We start from the raw sequence: 17,576 nt of genomic DNA on the forward strand, positions 1-17,576 counted from the left end.
CGTACGTCTACACCTGGTGTTCCGAACCTAGCTTCCCGCTCTCGGTCGGCGAGGGCGCCGGGCTCGAAGTTGACGGAGTCGTGGTGCTCCCCGTCGGTGTGGGTGTTGGCTTGGGGGCGGTGGCAGTCGCCCGGGGCGATTTCATCGATGTCTTCTGTGAAGGGGACGTCTTGGGCGTCACTCGCGTTGACGGACGGATCCTATGCTTCCGGTGCCGTGGGGTGACAGCCGGCCGCTGGGGGGTGCTGCTCGCCCGGCGGGTGGGCGGGGCGCTCGGACGTTCCGCGGGGTCGCCCACGAGGCCGTCGCCGACCGGGCTGGTGGCCGGGGCGGCGGGTGGATCCCGCTCGTCCTCGCCGGATCCCGCGGACGCCAGCCCCTTCCACAGCGAGCCGACGACGATCACGAAGACCAGCACGAGGACGGCCGCGACCGACGCGTACGTCAGCGTCGTGCGTCGTTGCACTGTCCCACGCGAGAGGTTATCCGCCGCCGGGTCAGCGTCAAATCCCGACAAAGCTGCCGATTGCGTAACGATGGGGTCTCCGCCCCGAGCGGCGTGCCTGCCGCGTCGCGGGGCGCTGCGAGGGGCCGAGGTGGAGGCGGCGGACGCACCGGCGGACGCCCCCGCCGCCGGCGGCCTGACGGGACGCGCCCCCGCCAGCGACGCCCGGATCGCCAGCGCCCGCGCCGCGACGCGCCCCGCGTCCGGCGGACGGTCCAGCGGGTCCTTCGCCAGCATCTCCATGACCAGCTCGCGGGCGGCGTACGGCACCCGGGCCGGCAGCTCGGCGGGCGCGTCCCGGACGTGCTTGAGCGCCACCTCCACCGGCGTCGACCCGTCGAACGGCGGCGCACCAGTCAGGCACTCGTAGGCCACCACGCCCAGCGAATACAGGTCGGCCTTCGGCGACAGCTCCTTGCCCTGCGCCTGCTCCGGCGAGATGTAGTGCGCCGTCCCCATGACCATCCCGGTCTGGGTCTGCGACGCCGCCGCCAGCCGCCGCGCGATCCCGAAGTCGGTGATCTTCACGGTGCCGTCCGGGGACACCATCAGGTTCGCCGGCTTGACGTCCCGGTGCACGATCCCCGCCTCGTGCGCCACCGTCAGCGCCCGTCCCGCCTGCACCACCAGGTCCAGGACGGCCTCCAGCGGCAGCCCGCCGTCGCGGGCCAGGATCTCGTCGAGCGGCTCGCCCGACACCAGCTCCATCACCAGGAACGTCCGGCCGCCGTGCTCCCCGAAGTCGAACGCCCGCGCGATCCCCGGATGCCGCAGCTCCGCCGCGAACCGCGCCTCCGACTCGAACCGGGTGCGCGCCCGCACGTCCGAACCGAGCTCCAGCCGCAGCAGCTTCACCGCGACCTGCAGGCCCGTCACCGCGTCCGACGCGCGCCAGACCTCGCCCATCCCGCCGATGGCCAGCCGCTCCAGCAGCCGGTACCGGTCGCTCAGGACGAGGCCCGGGCTCACTTCTGCAGGACCTTGGCCATGATCGCGGCGGCGATCGGGCCCGCGTTCTCGGCACCCGAGCCCGGCGCCTCGGTCATCACGGCGAACGCGTAGCGCGGGTCCTTCATCGGGCTGAACCCGACGAACCAGTTGGCGTTCGGGTTGCCCGGACCCTGCTCCGCCGTACCGGTCTTGCCGGCGATCCGCCTGCCCGCCAGGTTCTTCGCGGTGCCCTCGGTGACCACCGCGCGCATCATGTCCTCGAGCTGCCCGGCCTGGTCGCCGGTCATCGCCTTCCCGAACTCCTTCGGGGACGCGCCGTACAGCTGGCTCTGGTCCTTGGCGCGGACGGTCTGCACCACGTACGGGTTCATGATCTTGCCGCCGTTGGCGACCGCGGCGGCGACCATCGCCATCTGCAGCGGCGTCGCGCGCACGTTCTCCTGGCCGATGCCGGACCGGGCCGTCCCGTCCGCGCCGGTCGGGATCTTCTTGCCACTGGCGTCCGTGAACGCCACCGGGACGTCGCTCTCGGCCGTGTAGAAGTCGGGCTCCAGCTCCACCCGCTTGCCGAACCCGAACTTCGTGGCGCCGTCGTGCAGCCCCTGGATGCCCATGTCCAGCGCCATCTTGCCGAACGTCGTGTTGCAGGACTCGGCGAACGCGCCGCGCAGCGAGGCCGCGCCGCCGCAGCTGCCGCTGTCGTGCGAGTTCGGCAGCGGCTGCCCCGACTCCGGCAGGATCAGCTGGCCGGTGTTGACGGTCGACGAGCTGTTGATGCCGAGCTTCTGCATCGCCAGCGCCGCCACCAGCGTCTTGAACGACGAACCGGGCGGGAACGTCTGGCTGAGCGCGTTGTCGACCAGGGGCTTGATGACGCCCTCGCCCTTGTCGAGCTGCTCCAGCCGCTTGCCGCCCGTCAGCCCGGTCTGCGGGGCCACCTCGTTCGGGTCGAACGACGGCCACGACGCGGCCACCTTCACCGCGCCCGTCTTCACGTCGATCACCACGGCGCCGCCGCGGCGGCCCTGCTGCGTCCGCGCCTTCAGCTGCGCGTACGCGGTGCGCTGCGCCCCCGGGTCGATCGTCAGCTCGACGTTCGCGCCCTCGGCCTTCTTACCGATGAACATGTCGAACCAGCGCTGCTGCGTGATCCGCTTGTCCTTGCCGCCGAGCAGCGAGTTGTAGGCCCGCTCGACCTGCGTGGCGCCGCCGTTGAAGTACCCGGTGACCGGCGCGAAGACCGGCCCGTCCTTGTAGGACCGGCCGTACTTCGGGTTGTCCTTCCCGGTCTCCTTGGAGATCACCAGCACCTCGCCGCCCGCGGAGATCTCGCCGCGCGGCGCGTTGAACACGTCCGCGTACTGCCGGCTGTTGCGGGCGTCGGTGCGCAGGTCCTCCGCCTGGCTGCCCTGGACGTAGTTGACCTGCGCCATCAGCCCGAAGAACAGCAGCATCGCGAAGATCGCCACCCGCCGAACCGGCTTGTCCATGTTCATAGGGGGGAAGTCACCTCGTGCTCACGATCTGGGTCATGCCCTCGTCCTGGATCGCCTGCGGGGCCGGCTTGCGCGCGTCATGGCTCATCCGCACCAGGATCGCGATCAGGATCCAGTTGGCCATCAGCGACGAACCGCCCTGCGACAGGAACGGCGTCGTGAGACCGGTCAGCGGGATGAGCCGGGTGACCCCGCCCACGATCACGAAGACCTGGAGGGCCAGCACGAACGACACACCGCCCGCGAACAGCTTCAGGAACGGGTCCCGCGCCGCCACGGCCGTCTTCATCCCGCGCTGCACGATCAGCGCGTAGATCAGCAGGATCACCATCAGCCCGGTCAGCCCGAGCTCCTCGCCGAGCGAGTCGAAGATGAAGTCGCTGAACGACAGCGGCGTCCGCCACGGCTCGCCCTGGCCGAGCCCCGTGCCGAGGACGCCGCCCTGCCCCAGCGCGAACAGCCCCTTCATCAGCTGCGCGCTGTCGGAGTACTCGCCGCCGAGCTTCGCGCAGGCCGTGAAGCCCGGCGAGATGACGCCCTCGACGTCGTTCTGCTTGTAGATCTCGGTGTCGGGGTTGACCGGGACGACCTTGCCGCTCTCCAGCAGGCAGCCGCCGTCGAAGTACGGCTTCGGGTTCTGCCAGATGTCGATGCGCTGGTTCACGTGGCCCATGAACGGCAGCAGCGTCGCGACGAACACGCCCACGGCGAGCAGCCCGACACCGATCACCACCCAGGAGACCCGCTGCGTCGCGATGTAGAGCATCGACACGAACAGGCCGAAGAACAGCAGCGCGGTACCGAGGTCCTTCTGGAGGAACAGCACGCCCAGGCAGAAGAACCAGATCACCATGATCGGGCCGAGGTCGCGGCCCCGCGGCAGGCTGACCGGGCCGACCTTCTTGCCGATCAGCGACATCGCCTGCCGCTTGTTCACCAGGTATCCGGCGAAGAACACGACCAGCAGCAGCTTCGCGAACTCGCCCGGCTGCACCGAGAACGGACCCAGATGGATCCACACCCGGGCGCCGTTGATCTCCGCGCCGATGCCCGGGACGATCGGCAGCAGCAGCAGGATCACGGCGGTGAGGCCGATCAGGTACGTGTAGCGCTGCGCGGTCTTCGGGGTGAACGACAGCGGCGCGTCCGGCTTCTCGGTGTCCCGCATGATCAGGACGGCGGCGACGAACAGCCCGATGCCGACGAACGTCCACATCAGCTGGCTGGGCGCGTCCGCGGCGTCCGGGAGGAGCTTCTTGCCGGCCAGCGCCGCGGCCTTGCGGTCGGCGCTGGTGTCCAGGTCGAGCCGGTAGATCATCGTCAGCCCGATGCCGTTCAGCGCGACCGCCAGCGGCAGCAGCAGCGGATCGGCGTACGGGGTGAACTTCGCCTGCACGAAGTAGGCGACGAGCGCCAGCACCGCGAGGCCGCCGCCGTACACGAACAGGCCGGCCGGGATGCTGCCGTCACGGGCCAGCCCGACCTCCGCGAACGCCGACAGCGTCATGACCATCGCGAAGATCAGCAGGGCCAGCGAGGCGGCGTTGCGCCGCTGGTACGGCAGCCGCGCCCGGATCTGCTCCCCGATCGACTGCATCTACGAGCTCCCGCCGCTGGAGGGACAGTCCTTCGGCTTGCCCGCCGCGTTGTCGGCGCACTGGTCGCGCCGCTTCTCCAGCGTCTGCAGCGCGCTCTGCGCCGCGGCCCGGCCGATCACCGGCGGGGTGCCCTTCGTGATCTCCGTCGCGTCCGACCGGGGCAGCTCGCTCAGCAGGACCTCGCTGGTGACGATCTTCGTCTCCTGGCAGTTCTGCTGGCCCTTGCCCCGCACGATCGCGACCTTGCCGCCGGCCTGGACGAGCGTGTACTTGCAGACCACGTCGGTCAGCTTCTTCCAGTCCTTCGGGCCGTCCACGGTGTAGGTCGACCGGACTCGCTGCTGGATGTCCTCCGGCAGATCGCTCACCTGGATCTTCGGCTCCGGCTGCTTGGACGCCGGCCGCGACAGGTCGAGGCCCGGTACCTCCTGCGGCGTGCCCCGGTACAGGACGACGGTGTCGCCGGTCGCGCCGATGTAGTAGCCGTTCCGGACGTTCTGCAGCAGCACGAAACCGCCCGCCACCACGCCCACCACGACCACGCCCGCGACGACGATCAGCCACGTCCAGCGGCGGGCGCCGCCGCGCCGCGGCCGCTCCATCGGCGCCTGCTGGATCGTGCCCGGCGGGGGCGGGCCGCCCATCGGGTCGCCCATCGGCGCGGGCGCCGGCGGGGGAGGCCGCTCGTCCACCGCCACCGGCGGCTGCGGCCGCGTGTCGCGCAGCTGCGCCGCGCGGCCCGCCGGGGTGTCGGCCACCGTCGTGTTCGCGCCCGGGCCGCCGCCCGGCGGCTCCGGCGGCGACGCGTTCGCCGCCGCGCCCACCGCGTGGCCCGGGCCGCCCGTCGGGGGCTGGCGCTCCAGGTCCACCACGTCGGCGACGACGCAGGTGATGTTGTCGGGGCCGCCGCCCCGGTTCGCCAGGTCGATCAGCTGCCGGACGGCCTGCTCCGGCTCGTCCACGTCCGTCAGCACCTGGAAGATCGTCTCCGCCGTGACGACGCCCGACAGGCCGTCCGAGCACAGCAGGTACCGGTCGCCGACCACGGCCTCGCGCAGCGACAGGTCCGGATCGACCTCGCCGCGGCCGTCCAGCGCCCGCAGCAGCAGCGACCGCTGCGGGTGCGACGCCGCCTCGTCCGGGCTGATGCGGCCCTCGTCGACCAGCGACTGGACGAGCGTGTGGTCGTGCGTGATCTGGAAAAGGCTGCCGTCGCGCAGCAGATAGGCGCGGGAGTCCCCGATGTGCACCAGCGCGACCTGGTTGCCCGCCCACAGCATCGCCGTCAGCGTCGTCCCCATGCCCTGGAGGGCCGGGTCCGACTCGACGATGCGGTGCAGGTTGTCGTTCGCGGTCTTGACCGTGTGCTCGAGCGCGGCCAGCAGCTCCGTCGCCGGCAGGTTCTTGTCGAGCGCGCGCAGCGCCTCGATCGCCGCGGCGCTCGCGATCTCGCCGCCGACGTGCCCGCCCATGCCGTCGGCCACCGCCAGCAGGTGCGCGCCCGCGTACGCCGAGTCCTCGTTGCCCTCGCGCAGCATGCCGACGTCGGAGCGCGCGGCGTAGCGGATTCCCAGGGTCATTTGCGCAGCTCGATCACGGTCTTGCCGATACGGACCGGGACGCCGGGCGGCACCGGCATCGGCCGGCTCACCTTCGTGCGTCCGAGATACGTCCCATTGGTCGAGCCGAGATCTTCCACGATCCACTGACCGTCCTGCGCGAAAAGTCGGGCATGCCGGCTCGAAGCGTAGTCGTCGGTCACGACCAGAGTGGAGTCATTCGCCCGGCCGATGGTGATGGGCACCCCGGTGAGGTCGATGACCGTGCCGGCCCGCTCCCCCTGGACGACCACCAGCTTCGTCGGGGCGCCGTGCTGGGCGCTGCGCTGCTGCCGCGGCGGCTTCGGCGGCCGGGCGGACCTCGGGGGCTGGGACGGGCGCGCGGCCGCCTTCGACGCGGCCTTCGAGCCGAACAGGTCGGCCCTGATCACACCGACGGCCGCGATGACGAACAGCCACAGCACCGCGAGGAACGCCAGCTTGATCAGCGTGAGGGTGAATGGGGACATCGGAGTCGGGGTTACTCCCTATCGCGGCGGAACACAAGGGTTGTCCGGCCCATCGTCACCCGGGAGCCGTCCACCAGCGTGACCCGCCGGATCGGCTGCCCGTTCACGAACGAGCCGTTGGTCGACCCTAGATCCACGAGAGCGATTTCGGGACCTTCTACGCGGATCTCGGCATGGTGCCGGGACACGCCCGGATCGACGAGTCGCAGGTCGCAGTCCGTACCGCGACCCAGCAGAGTGACAGGCGTATTGATCTCATAGGTGCGCTGCGTCGTGTCCGAGCCCTCCACGGCCGTCGTCACCAGCAGCCGCGGATGCCCCCCGAAGACACCGCCCCGGCCGCCCTGCGGCACATCGCTCACCGGCCGGCGGATCTCCCCGCCCTCCACCGTCGAGCCCCGGATCACCCCCGACCGGATCCGGAACATTCCCGTGGCGAGATCGCCCGCATTCTCGAACCGCACCCGCACCGGCCCCACGAAGGAGTACCCCTGCTCCTTCGCGTACTCGCGCGCGAGGTTCGCCAGCTCCTGGCTCAGGCTGTCGGCGTACACCTGCAGCCGCTGCCCGTCCTGCTGAGAGATCTCCACGACGAAGTCGTTCGGCACGAGGGTGCGGCCCTGCGCCACGATCGCAGCCCTGTCGTCCATCTCGCGCTGCACAGCACTGGCCACCTCGACCGGCTGCAGCTCCGACTTGAACGCACGGGCGAAGGCCCCTTCGACCATGCCCTCCAGCCGTCGCTCGAAGCGCTGAATGACGCCCACGGGCACCTCCCTTCCCCACTGGTAGACGATCGTATCGGTGCGAAGGTTCGCTAGGAGTATCTGGATACCTAACCACTGCCCGGCACGTGCTAGCCTTTTCGAGCACCCGGAAACGGGACGGCACCCATGGGCGGGTGGCGGAACGGCAGACGCGCACGGTTCAGGTCCGTGTGTCCGAAAGGATGTGAGGGTTCAAATCCCTCCTCGCCCACTCGGAGTTGGGAGTGGTGTGCCTGCGGAGAGCGCAGGCTGCCACTCCTTCGTCATGTTTACCCGGGGGGCGACCCCCGGACCCCCGATGTGGGGGCTCCGCCCCCACGCCCCCTTGCGCTCGCTTTCGGGGCTTCGCCCCGCTCGGCTTCGCCTTCACGGTCGATCTCCGCCTTCCGTACCCACGTGCGGACCGTCTCCGGCGTCTTGATCCCCCTCTGGTGAGTGCAACGCGGAACCGTCCTCGCGGGGGAAAGACCCCTCCGGAGTCCACCCACGCTTCAGGGCCTCAGCTACGCGGCCCGAGGCGCTGAAGGCGCGCCCGAAGGCCACTCGGTCACCTCAGGTGGGCTACTACTGTGGCTCGCCGGGCGAGGTGCCGTCCCGGAATCGGTATGGCGGGCCGACGGCTTCGCTCAGCCCGGCGCGGACCAGACTGGGCAGGGGAGCGCGGTGGTCCCCCCGTGGGACGATGGTCAGGCCGCCTCTGCTCTCGTAGAGCACGAACCGGACGCCGGACAGGTCGAACACGCCGCGCAGCCGCAACTGGGCGAACAGGTCGCCCTCGGTCAGCCCGCACACACGCAACTGGCGTCTGACGATCCGTCCGTCGCTGACCAGCACGCGGACAGGGTGGTCGGTGAGCCTGCGCAGCGGAGCGCTGAACCGCACGACGCTGGCGAGACGGTGCACGACGACCAGTGTCACGATAGCGACGGCGCCCGTGGCGAAGGACTGGCGGGAGGCGATCGCGGTACGGCCGACGATGGCGCCGACCGCCACCGCGGCGACGAAGTCCGCGATCGTCCATTGGGCCAGGGTGCGCCGCTCTCCCAGCCGCAGGCCGAGCAGCGCGGCGGCGTACATGAGCGCGGCCTTGCCGGCCACGGCGCCCAGGTGGGCCCAGTTCCCGATCAGCCATGACATGACGCGCTCCCGCGATCAGCTTCCCCGATCGGCGGTCGCTACCCGGACGTTCCGCGGGACAAACCATCCGTGGCCGAAAGCGTCCGGCTACGGCAGGACACGGCGCGAGACCCCACCGTGACCGATCTTGCGCCGCCCCCAGAGCTCGAAGCGCTCTCCAGGCCGAGGTCACCGACGGCCGACTCGTCGGCCATCGTCAGGGTGGCGATGCGGCGGGTGTCGCCGGGCAGCAGCGGCTCTCGGTCCTCGGTGGAGATCATCGCGTTGTAGTCGTGGGCAAGGCCCGGACCGAGCCGGTGGACGCGGACGACGACGCGATGGTCCGCCCCCACCCGCAGCCACGTGCGTGCGGCCCGATATCTCCGCTTTCCCCGGACGCCACCGCGCGGGTGCCGTCCCGAGGAGGTCGGCCGGGTACGGGAGGTGCCGTCTCGGTGGCGGCCGCGACGACCGGGCTACTCGCCGCAGCAGGGCTCTTGCCGGGGCCGACGCTGGTCGGCCCCGGCAGCGCCTTGGCCGAGTCGATGATCGCGGCGTTTCTCGGCGCGGCGCCGGGCCTGTGGTCGGCGGGCCGTTCACCACTGCGGCGCGGCGGACGGCAGTGAAGCGGCGGACGACGGTCGCTCAGGCAGGCAGGTCCCGGGCGTGACGTGGACAGGGGCGGTCCGTGACCGGCGGTGTGGGTAGGGGAAGGCGATGATGGATAGGCCGATCCGGCTGGTGCTGTTCGATGTCAACGAGACCTTGAGCGACATGTCTTCGCTGCGGGCGCGGTTCACCGCGGTGGGCGCGCCCGCGGAGCTGGCCGCCGCCTGGTTCGCCGGGGTGCTGCGGGACGGGATGGCGCTCACCGCCGCCGGCGGCTACGCCGACTTCCAGGCCGTGGCCGAGGCCGGGCTGCGCGGTCTGCTGGCCGCCCTGCCGGGCTGGAACGGCGACCTCGGCGCCGCCACCGCCCACGTCCTGGACGGCCTGAAGGGGTTCGGCGTGCATCCCGACATCGGTGACGGCGTTCGCGTGCTGCACGCGGCCGGATTGCGGCTGGCCACCTTGACCAACGGGTCGGCCGCCACCACCGAGGACCTGCTCTCTCGGGCCGGTCTGCGGGAGTACTTCACCGCGCTGCTGGATGTCAGCGTCCCGCGCGTGTGGAAGCCCGCTCCGGCCGCTTACCGCTACGCCACCGACACCCTGGGCTTCGAGGCGGCCGAGACCCTGCTGGTCGCCGTCCACCCGTGGGACATCGACGGCGCCCGCCGCGCCGGCTTGCAGGCCGCTTGGCTGACGCGCGGAGCGACCACCTACCCCGGTGTGATGACGGCCCCGACCCACACGGCGGTCGACCTGCGGGAGCTGGCCCGCGACCTCGCCCCGGCCGCAAGGTGACGGCCGCCGGGTTGCGGGCCGGTCAGCCGGTGAAGGGTTCCAGCGCGAAGCGGCCGATCGCCACGAAGGCGGCCAGGGCGAGGTAGCCCGCGTCTCCCAGCGCGGCTTTGGTCTCGCCTCGGCGGATCCGCATGATCGTGGCGCCGGTCATGAGCAGTGCCAGGCCGGTGGCCGCCAGCGGTACGAGTACTGGCGCGACGTCGAGCACGGCGGGCAGGATCAGGCCCGCGGCACCGAGTATCTCCAGTGCTCCGATGGCCTTGAGGGTGCCGGGCTTGAAGTCGAGGACCCAGCGCGCGGCTTTGGCCATCGCGGCCATCTTCTCCGGTGGAACGAACAGCTTCCCAAACCCGGAGAACAAGTAGACGGCGGTCAGCAGGCCGGTGACGATCCACAGTGCGGTGTTCATGAGTCCTGTCCTTCGCAACGTCCGGGGGTGGCGGCCGCGGGCGGACCCGGGGTCGTCCCGGGGCCGCCTGCGCGCCCGAGGGGATGTCCGGGTCAGAGGGACTGTCCGGGCTGGTATTCGCCGCCCGGTGTCCGGGTGATCACGTTCAGCCGGTTGAAGGCGTTGATCGTGCAGATCATGGCCACCAGGGCCGGTGATCTGATCCTCGTCGAAGTGCTTCGCCGCGTTCGCCCACGCCTCGTCGGTGATGCCGCTGGAGTCGGCGAGGCGGGTGCCCTGCTCGGTGAGTTCCAGCGCGGCCCGCTCCGCGTCGGTGTAGACGGTGGTCTCCCGCCATGCCCCGACCAGGTTGATCCGCACCGTGCTCTCACCGGCGGCCGCGGCGTCCTTGGTGTGCATGTCGAGGCAGCCACCGCAGCCGTTGATCTGGCTGGCGCGGATCTTCACCAGCTCCTGCACCTCCTTCGGCAGCGCGGAGTCGGTGATGACCTTGTTCGACGAGATGATGTACCTGGCCCACTTCGACCCGACCTCGTTGGCCATCCAGTTGATCCGGGTTTCCATCACGGTCTCCTTCGTCTTCGGATGCCTGCACCCCTATGACGAAGCCCCCCGCGAAGAGGTAACGACCTTCGGCGATGGACGTGCGCTACTCGGGTCGCGCGGGCAGGCCCATGGCGTCGAGGCGCCGACGATCGCTCACGGTCAGCAGTTCGACGATCCGGCCATCGACGACGGTGCACATCGCAACGCCGAGCACCTTGCCGTTGGCGCCCCAGGCCACGAACCCGGGCTCGTCGTTGACCAGGACCGGGAGCACCGAGGTCATCGACCGGAAGCCGCGCAGGATCGGACCGGCCGTCTCGGCCGCCCCGACCGTGGTCATCACGCCCTGCGGGTGGTACGTGCGCCAGGTCACCTGCGGGTGGAGCAGCCGTACGAGCCCTTCGAAGTCCCCGTTCCGCGCCGCGGCGAGGAACGCGTCGACCACGGCGCGCTGCCGCCGCCGCTCCCGCTCCGGCGGCGGTGTGCCCTGCACCTTCCGGCGGGCCCGGCTGGCGAGCATCTTGGTCGCGTCGCTGGACCGGCCGATGATCTTGCCGATCTCGGCGAAGGGCACCGCGAACAGGTCATGCAGGACGAACGCCAACCGCTCGACGGGTGTGAGGGTGTCGAGCACCACCAGCAGTGCCAGCCCGACCGATTCGGCGAGCATCGCATCGTCCTCGGGTCCCGCCCCACCGTCCACCGTCACCATCAGCACCGGCAGCCGGTCCTCGTACGACGACTCGGCCCGGGTCTTGCGCGAGCGCAGCGCGTCGAGGCAGACCCGGCCGACCACGGTGGTCAGCCAGCCGGCCAGGTTGTCGATCGCGGCCGCGTCCTGTCGCGCGAGCCGAATCCACGCCTCCTGCACCGCATCCTCGGCGTCCCCCCGCGACCCGAGCATCCGGTAGGCGACCGCAACCAGGCGGTCGCGCTGCTCTTCGAACGCCTCCGCCAGTGCTGCGTGCGGACCTGATCCGGTCACGTCGTTACCTTTCTCTCGCGAACCCCGTCATGGCCATGACGGACCCGAAGACGTCGAGGTAACCGTGCGGCGTGCCCCTGATCGAAGCACAGCGGGCCGTGCCCGCCGTGGAGTGCGGCCCGTACGCGTCGTCCCGCCGTTGCCAGGGCGCGTCCTGGAGCCGCTTCGCGCAATCGCTGTCGGCCAGCAGCGGGTGGCCTCGGCGATCGCCATCCGCGGAGGAATGGAAGTAGCGGCGGACGTTCGCCCGGCTTCTTGCGCAGGGACTTCGCCATCAGCATCGACAGGCAGGCCCCGCCTCGCCGAGCGGGAAAGCCCTGAGTGCCGGTGCCGTGCAGGCCCCAGCCCGTGCCCGACACGCCGACAACCGCCGTGTGCGCATCGACGGGATTCGACGCCTGCGCCGACTTGTGGGCGGCGTGGCCCGACGCCGCCTTAACGCAGCTGGAGGACGACAAGGCGGTCGCCGTCCGGCACGTCGAACCGCAGCGGCTGGTCAGCGCGCGCCACCACGGGTACCTGTTCGCCTTCGACGCCGAATCCACGACCACACCCGTACCACCACGCCCAGAGAGGAGACTCAAGAGGGGCCGTGAGCACACTGTTCCCCGCCCCTTGAGACCGGCCGGTACGTCACCGTGCGTTCGACTTGACGAACCTGACCAGTGCCCACAGCCGGAGCGTCACGGTGACCAGCCCGGCCAGCGCCGCGGCGGCCAGGGCGATCGTCAGCGGTGCCGCGAAGTAGGTGAGCTGCGCCCAGGTGACCGTACGCCCGCCGGTGATCAGCGACGCCAGATCGGGGTAGGCGGCGAACACCGCGACGGGCAGCAGCGCTGGGACCGACCGCGGCACCGTTCGCCACCGGGGCGCCGCCGCGCGCTTGCGTGCCCACCGGCGGGCGCGGAACCCGGCCAGCACCCCCAGTCCGACGGAGACGAGCACGATCAGGCCGAGGACGAGCTCGGCCGGTTGCGAGTCGTCCCCGGGCGCGGGTGGGGTGCGCCCATCGGTCAGCGTCAGCAGGCCCTGCAGCGTCGACCAGCTCGCGTCGGTCAGCCCGGCGCCGTTGACCATGACGGCGACGCCGTACCCGGTGGACGGCACGATCGCCTCGGCGGCGTTGTAGGTGAAGATGTTCCCCGAGTGCACGAGCCGCGCCGGGCCGGTGCCGTTCTTCTCCTCGGCCCACCCCATGCCGTACCGGTGGTCACCGGTGGCCGGGCCGGGCGTGTGCATGGTGCGCAGTGCGGCGGGGCTCAGCGTGCGTGGCGCGTGACCGGCCTGGGCGATCAGCCACCGTCCCATGTCGTGGGCATTGGTGATCACACCGCCCGAGCCGCTGCCGTCGAGAAAGCCGGGCGGTTCGGAGCGCGCGACCCACAGGCCGAACACGGAGTGGTGGCCGTCGGCAGGGTGGACGTCCCGGTCGCTGACGGCGCTGCCGTCCATGCCGAGTGGGGCGAACACGCGGTGCCGCAGGTAGTCGCCGAACGGCCGGCCGGTGACGACCTCGACAAGGCGGGCGGCCAGGTTGTAGTTGACGTTGCAGTACGCCCAGCGGGTGCCCGGGTCGGTGGTCAGCCGCGCGGTGCGCAGCCGTGCCACGTACGCGCGAAGCGAGCCGGCGTCCTCCAGCGCGCCGATGTCGATGGTGCGGTCGGACAGGCCGGAGGTCTGGTTGAGCAATTGCCGCACGGTGATGCGCGCGGCCCGCGGATCGGCCGTCTGGAACTCCGGCATCTGCGCGGCGACCGGCCGGTCCAGTGCGATCCGCCCCTCGTCGACGAGGGTCATCACCGCGGCGGCGGTGACCGACTTGCTGAGCGAGGCCACCCGCATCGGTGTGCGGGCGGTGACCGGGCGGCCCGCGGAGTCGTGGCCGTATCCTGCGGCGTGGACGACGCGGCGGCCGCGGGTCACCACCAGCGACATCCCCGGCACGCCGGAGGCCTTCATCGCGTGGCGGGCGTACGCGTCGATCGCCTCCGGCGTGACTCTGGTCTCGGCCGGGGGCGCGGGCACGGCATGTGCCGGGAGCACCGGGGTCGTTGTCACGGCGAACCCGATCGCGATGATCGCCGCCGAAAGCCTGGTTCTCAATCCCTCTCCTTCGATCGAAAGAGAACCTAGGCACCGACGCCCTCCAGGGGATCTGCCGATCGTCCACGATCACCCCTGACCTTTGTCAGAGGTCTGCACGAGGGCCCGGGACGTTGGTGCCGACACCCTGGCCACTCGTGAGCGTCCACCGCCGGTCTTGATCCCCACACCGGCCATCGCGTTCGTGTGGCGAGGTGGGCGTGCTCGGGCTACTGGGCTCACCAGGGGTGTCGCTGTTGATGCGACGCGCGGATGCTGCTTGAGGCGGGGCGGCGGCCAGGGGTGGAACGGGCGCCGCCGGGTGGCCCCCGCGCCGGGTGGTCGGCGCGGGGGCCACGAGGGTTAGCCGTTCCAGCCGGAGGTCAGTTGCTGGCGGGCGGCGAAGCCGGTCGCGCGGCCTGCGTAGACGTACATGACGCCGGTGTTGCTCTGGACGCCGATGAGGTCTGAGACGCCGTCGCCGGTGATGTCGCCTGTGTAGGTGAGGGAGCGGATGCCGCCCCAGCCGGAGCCGAGTTGCTTGGGGGTGCCCAGTGCCTTCGGGGCGCCGGGGTAGACCCACAGGGTGCCTTCGGAGATGCGGACTGCGATGAGGTCGGGTTTGCCGTCGCCGGTGATGTCATTGACGCCGACCAGCTTGGTCATGCCGTTCCAGCCGCCATTTCCGATCTTGATTCGGGTGCCCAGGGCGTTCGTGCCGCCCGGGTAGAGCCAGAGGGTGCCGTCGTCCTTCTTGGCCGCGATCAGGTCTGGTTTGCCGTCGCCGGTCAGGTCGCCGATGCCGGTGAGGTCCTTCATGCCGTTCCAGCCGCTGTTCCCGATCTTGATTCGGGTGCCTAGGGCGTTGGTGCCGCCGGGGTAGAGCCAGAGGGTGCCGTCGGACTTTTGGACGGCGATCAGGTCTGGTTTGCCGTCGCCCGTGAGGTCTCCGGTGCCGGTGAGTTCCGTCATGCCATTCCAGCCGCCGGTCCCGATCAGGCGTCGGTCCGAGGCGGCCAGCGTTGGGCCGGGGTAGAGCCAGAGCTTTCCGGTCGCGCGGTCGACGCCGGCCAGGTCGGCGGTGCCGTCGCCGGTCAGGTCGCCGACGCTCGACAGGTCGGCGTCGGTGTGGCCGGTGACCTTGAACATGCCGCTGGGCTGCATGTCCGCGGCGAGTTTCGCGGCGGTGATGGTGTGCGAGCCGCCCGTGGACTTCCACGGGTCCCACACCGTGATCGTGCCGGCGTCGCGGTCGTAGCCGTAGGCGACGATCGCGTGGCCGACGTTGGAGCCGCTCATGCCGGCGTTCCACGGCAGCTTCTCCATCCACACGCCGAGGACGGGCGCCCGCTTGAGCACGCCGACGTTGTAGGAGACCTGCTCCATCATGGTCGACGCCGTCGAGGCGCTGGAGAAGCCGTAGCTGTAGCCGAGCGGGTCCACGTAGCCGTTCATGACGGGCAGCGCCTGGTTGCCGCTGGTTCCGTCGGCGGGGGTCGTGCCCATCTTGGCGGCCAGGGTCTCCTGGCTGACGGACACCCCGAACGTCGACAGGCTCATCGACGCCGAGGTGGGCACGCAGTTGTAGTTCGTGTTCTGGTAGCGGCCCGTCAGGGGCAGCTTCGCCGAGGCCGGCGCCGCGGCGGCCGCCGAGGCGGCGACCTTCGGCGCCATGAGGGTGGGGGACGCGGTGACGACCGCGTCGCCGCGCGGCGGGCGGGGGGCCGCGTTCGCGGGCCCTGCCGTTCCCGCCACGGCCGCCAACGCGAGCGCGGCCGCCGATGCCGCCAAGGGCAGGCGCCGATTCATGGGGGTCTCCTTGCGTTCGAGGGGAGCGGCCGGTTTTCCGGACGTGGGCGCGCCGGGCCGCCGACCAAGATCTTTTGACGCTGCCGAGGAGGAGATGGTTCTCTGCGCACTGGTGGGGATGGGGCAGGCTCTTGAGGAGCCGCGAAAGGGTGGTGTCGGGCGTGGGCGATGAACTCGTGGTTCGGCCGGACTACCGGACGGGCGTGCTCGTGCTGGCCATCCTGGCTGTGGTCGCCGTGGGCGTGGTCAGCGCGATCCTGGTCGGCGATGCGCCGGAGGGGTTCGCTCTGATCGTGGGCGTTCCGTTCGCCGCGCTGATCCCCCTGTGCATCGGGGCCCTGGTCCGTGCTCGGATCACCGTGACCGCTCACGAGCTCGTCGTCCAGGACTTGATCTCCGTCAAGGTTCAGCCTCGCTCGCATGTCGCGGAGGTGGTGCGGGCGAGCATCATCGCGCCTCGCGGCGGGGCCGGCGAGAGCCTGTTCGTGCTGGACGCGCAGCGTCGGCTGCTCGTGAGGGTGCACGGCGGTCTCTATGGTCACGAGGATCTCGGCCGACTGGTGGACGCGCTCGGCGTGCCGTGCAGCGGGCCCGACGGGCCTGTCAGCCCCAAGAAGTTCGCTGAGGCTTATCCGGGTCTTTTGCCGTGGGCGGAACGGCATCCCTACCGGCTCGCCTTCGGGTTCGCGGGCCTCGTGTGCGTCGTGGGGCTGGTAGTGGTGCTCGTCGCGATCGCGGCAGCGTCCTGATCTCTTAGAGTGCGGTTCGCGAGTCTATGCCCGTGATGTCGCTGTGTGATCGCATGGATTCGTAGCGTTACAGTCGATCGGCGGGTCCGGATGTGCGGGGATCGACGTGGAGATCGTCGAACGCAACCCCGCCGGCAAGGGATTCATCCCCCAGCCCAAGAGATGGGTCGTCGAGCAGACCTACGGCATCTTGATGTTCCACCGGCGTCTGGTCCGCGACTACGAGCACCTTCCGGCCAGTTCCGAATCACGGGTGTATTGGGCGATGACGGACGTGATGTCCCGCCGCTTGACCCGTGGCACGGCCCCCGCGTGGCGGTGGACATGACCGGGCCCGACGCTCGCCAGCCCGACCCCGGCACCGGATGGTGGGAGGAGTTGCGACCGGCTCGACCGGGGCGGGGTCCTCCTCGGCGAGGGAGATGAGGGTCTTGCGGCTGATCCGCAGATGCTCGATCTGCTCGCTGAGTTCGCCCAGACGAGCGGTCAGCGTGTCGATCTCCGCCTGGGTCTGGCTACGCGCAGTGCGACAGGTGTGGGGTTCGCCTTCGATGCACCACGCCCGTTCGCGCGCACGTGGGAGCCGTGCCCGCACGCGCGGGTCGTCGGCGGTGCGCGCCCCGAAGGCGCGATGTTCTTCGGGGCGCGCGGAAGTGGTTCCGGTTCAGGCGTTGTAGCCACCGTGGGCGTCCAGCACCGCGCCCGTGACGTACGACGCGGCGGGGCTCGCCAAAAAGGCGATCGCCGCGGCGATTTCTTCGGGGCGACCCGTGCGTTGCAGGGACAGCGTGCTGACCAGGGCCTTGATGGTCTCGGGGTCCCTTTCCATGCCGCCGTCCATCAGTCCGGCCTCCACGACGTTGGCCGTGATGTCCCGGGGCCCGAGGTCCCGTGCGGCCCCCAGGGTGTACCTCGTGACCCCTGACTTGGTCGCCGCGTAGTCGGCAGCTCCCGGGGTACCGACCCGGGAGCCCATTCCAGAACTCACCGTAATGAGCTGATTCCAACCTGAGTCCGCAGGTCACGGGGCGGTTGCGGACGGGTGACCGCCGCCCATAAGTAGCGAAGCTCCTGCTAGATGAGGTTGT

Annotated in this window: 16 protein-coding genes and 1 tRNA gene; 5 read left to right on the forward strand and 12 right to left on the reverse strand. The window is 70.8% G+C overall.

What is annotated here, in order from left to right:
- Positions 1 to 7: 7 nt before the first annotated feature.
- From ACGFI1_RS43975 to ACGFI1_RS44000, 6 genes are read right to left on the reverse strand one after another with little or no spacing between them, the layout of a single operon-like run.
- The gene (locus ACGFI1_RS43975) at positions 8 to 1,474 is read right to left on the reverse strand and encodes a serine/threonine-protein kinase (RefSeq protein ID WP_392793580.1); all 1,467 of its coding nucleotides are present in this window, start codon (positions 1,472 to 1,474) and stop codon (positions 8 to 10) included.
- On the reverse strand, positions 1,471 to 2,946 hold the full coding sequence (locus tag ACGFI1_RS43980) for a penicillin-binding transpeptidase domain-containing protein (protein WP_392793581.1): 1,476 nt from the start codon (positions 2,944 to 2,946) through the stop codon (positions 1,471 to 1,473). Before ACGFI1_RS43980 ends, ACGFI1_RS43975 begins: the two co-directional genes overlap by 4 nt.
- 16 nt (positions 2,947 to 2,962) lie before the next feature.
- Entirely contained in the window at positions 2,963 to 4,549 is a 1,587-nt protein-coding gene (locus tag ACGFI1_RS43985) for an FtsW/RodA/SpoVE family cell cycle protein (RefSeq protein ID WP_138641505.1), read from the reverse strand.
- Complete coding sequence (locus ACGFI1_RS43990) at positions 4,550 to 6,130, reverse strand: PP2C family protein-serine/threonine phosphatase (protein WP_392735580.1); 1,581 nt, start codon at positions 6,128 to 6,130, stop codon at positions 4,550 to 4,552.
- Positions 6,127 to 6,618 carry an FHA domain-containing protein FhaB/FipA gene (locus ACGFI1_RS43995; protein ID WP_138641507.1) on the reverse strand — a complete coding sequence of 164 codons (492 nt, stop codon included), beginning with the start codon at positions 6,616 to 6,618 and terminating at the stop codon, positions 6,127 to 6,129. The genes ACGFI1_RS43990 and ACGFI1_RS43995 overlap by 4 nt, the downstream gene beginning before the upstream one ends.
- An 11-nt stretch (positions 6,619 to 6,629) precedes the next feature.
- Complete coding sequence (locus ACGFI1_RS44000; RefSeq protein WP_067627928.1) at positions 6,630 to 7,385, reverse strand: FhaA domain-containing protein; 756 nt, start codon at positions 7,383 to 7,385, stop codon at positions 6,630 to 6,632.
- 128 nt (positions 7,386 to 7,513) lie between these two features.
- Here ACGFI1_RS44000 and ACGFI1_RS44005 point away from each other — a divergent pair.
- Positions 7,514 to 7,596, forward strand: a tRNA-Leu gene (locus ACGFI1_RS44005).
- Positions 7,597 to 7,949: 353 nt separating this feature from the next.
- On the opposite strand, the gene ACGFI1_RS44010 is transcribed toward ACGFI1_RS44005, so the two are convergent.
- Positions 7,950 to 8,522 (reverse strand): DUF421 domain-containing protein, encoded by a 573-nt coding sequence (locus ACGFI1_RS44010; protein WP_392793582.1) that lies wholly within the window; start codon positions 8,520 to 8,522, stop codon positions 7,950 to 7,952.
- A 272-nt stretch (positions 8,523 to 8,794) separates the two neighbouring features.
- Between ACGFI1_RS44010 and ACGFI1_RS44015 the strand changes: the two genes are divergently transcribed.
- Together ACGFI1_RS44015 and ACGFI1_RS44020 are read left to right on the forward strand one after the other, a co-directional pair.
- Entirely contained in the window at positions 8,795 to 9,127 is a 333-nt protein-coding gene (locus ACGFI1_RS44015; RefSeq protein WP_392793583.1) for a hypothetical protein, read from the forward strand.
- Between the two features lie 91 nt (positions 9,128 to 9,218).
- Positions 9,219 to 9,908 carry a haloacid dehalogenase type II gene (locus ACGFI1_RS44020; RefSeq protein ID WP_392793584.1) on the forward strand — a complete coding sequence of 230 codons (690 nt, stop codon included), beginning with the start codon at positions 9,219 to 9,221 and terminating at the stop codon, positions 9,906 to 9,908.
- 22 nt (positions 9,909 to 9,930) lie between these two features.
- Here ACGFI1_RS44020 and ACGFI1_RS44025 read toward each other — a convergent pair whose 3' ends face one another.
- From ACGFI1_RS44025 to ACGFI1_RS44040, 4 genes are all read right to left on the reverse strand, one after another.
- Complete coding sequence (locus tag ACGFI1_RS44025; RefSeq protein WP_392793585.1) at positions 9,931 to 10,881, reverse strand: DoxX family protein; 951 nt, start codon at positions 10,879 to 10,881, stop codon at positions 9,931 to 9,933.
- 85 nt (positions 10,882 to 10,966) lie between these two features.
- Positions 10,967 to 11,848, reverse strand: a complete 882-nt coding sequence (locus ACGFI1_RS44030) for a sigma-70 family RNA polymerase sigma factor (RefSeq protein ID WP_392793586.1) — start codon at positions 11,846 to 11,848, stop codon at positions 10,967 to 10,969.
- Between the two features lie 633 nt (positions 11,849 to 12,481).
- Positions 12,482 to 13,951: a serine hydrolase domain-containing protein gene (locus tag ACGFI1_RS44035; protein WP_392793587.1), complete on the reverse strand. Its 1,470-nt coding sequence runs from the start codon at positions 13,949 to 13,951 to the stop codon at positions 12,482 to 12,484.
- Between the two features lie 342 nt (positions 13,952 to 14,293).
- Positions 14,294 to 15,739, reverse strand: a complete 1,446-nt coding sequence (locus ACGFI1_RS44040; protein WP_392793589.1) for an FG-GAP-like repeat-containing protein — start codon at positions 15,737 to 15,739, stop codon at positions 14,294 to 14,296.
- A 161-nt stretch (positions 15,740 to 15,900) separates the two neighbouring features.
- On the opposite strand from ACGFI1_RS44040, the gene ACGFI1_RS44045 reads away from it, so the two are divergent.
- Entirely contained in the window at positions 15,901 to 16,488 is a 588-nt protein-coding gene (locus ACGFI1_RS44045; RefSeq protein ID WP_392793590.1) for a hypothetical protein, read from the forward strand.
- Between the two features lie 106 nt (positions 16,489 to 16,594).
- Complete coding sequence (locus ACGFI1_RS44050; RefSeq protein WP_392735556.1) at positions 16,595 to 16,816, forward strand: hypothetical protein; 222 nt, start codon at positions 16,595 to 16,597, stop codon at positions 16,814 to 16,816.
- A gap of 336 nt (positions 16,817 to 17,152) precedes the next feature.
- On the opposite strand, the gene ACGFI1_RS44055 is transcribed toward ACGFI1_RS44050, so the two are convergent.
- Entirely contained in the window at positions 17,153 to 17,476 is a 324-nt protein-coding gene (locus ACGFI1_RS44055) for an SDR family NAD(P)-dependent oxidoreductase (RefSeq protein WP_392793592.1), read from the reverse strand.
- Positions 17,477 to 17,576 lie beyond the last annotated feature (100 nt).

Source organism: Actinomadura geliboluensis, from assembly GCF_043197915.1.
Taxonomy (GTDB): Bacteria; Actinomycetota; Actinomycetes; order Streptosporangiales; family Streptosporangiaceae; genus Spirillospora; species Spirillospora geliboluensis.

What these genes read in the sequence shown, in the direction of transcription:
- ACGFI1_RS43985 (WP_138641505.1), bottom strand. Translation starts at nt 4,549, where the DNA reads ATGCAGTCGATCGGGGAGCAGATCCGGGCGCGGCTGCCGTACCAGCGG.
- ACGFI1_RS43995 (WP_138641507.1), bottom strand. Translation starts at nt 6,618, where the DNA reads ATGTCCCCATTCACCCTCACGCTGATCAAGCTGGCGTTCCTCGCGGTG.
- ACGFI1_RS44020 (WP_392793584.1), top strand. Translation starts at nt 9,219, where the DNA reads ATGATGGATAGGCCGATCCGGCTGGTGCTGTTCGATGTCAACGAGACC.
- ACGFI1_RS44025 (WP_392793585.1), bottom strand. Translation starts at nt 10,881, where the DNA reads ATGGAAACCCGGATCAACTGGATGGCCAACGAGGTCGGGTCGAAGTGG.
- ACGFI1_RS43990 (WP_392735580.1), bottom strand. Translation starts at nt 6,130, where the DNA reads ATGACCCTGGGAATCCGCTACGCCGCGCGCTCCGACGTCGGCATGCTG.
- ACGFI1_RS43980 (WP_392793581.1), bottom strand. Translation starts at nt 2,946, where the DNA reads ATGGACAAGCCGGTTCGGCGGGTGGCGATCTTCGCGATGCTGCTGTTC.
- ACGFI1_RS44040 (WP_392793589.1), bottom strand. Translation starts at nt 15,739, where the DNA reads ATGAATCGGCGCCTGCCCTTGGCGGCATCGGCGGCCGCGCTCGCGTTG.
- ACGFI1_RS44010 (WP_392793582.1), bottom strand. Translation starts at nt 8,522, where the DNA reads ATGTCATGGCTGATCGGGAACTGGGCCCACCTGGGCGCCGTGGCCGGC.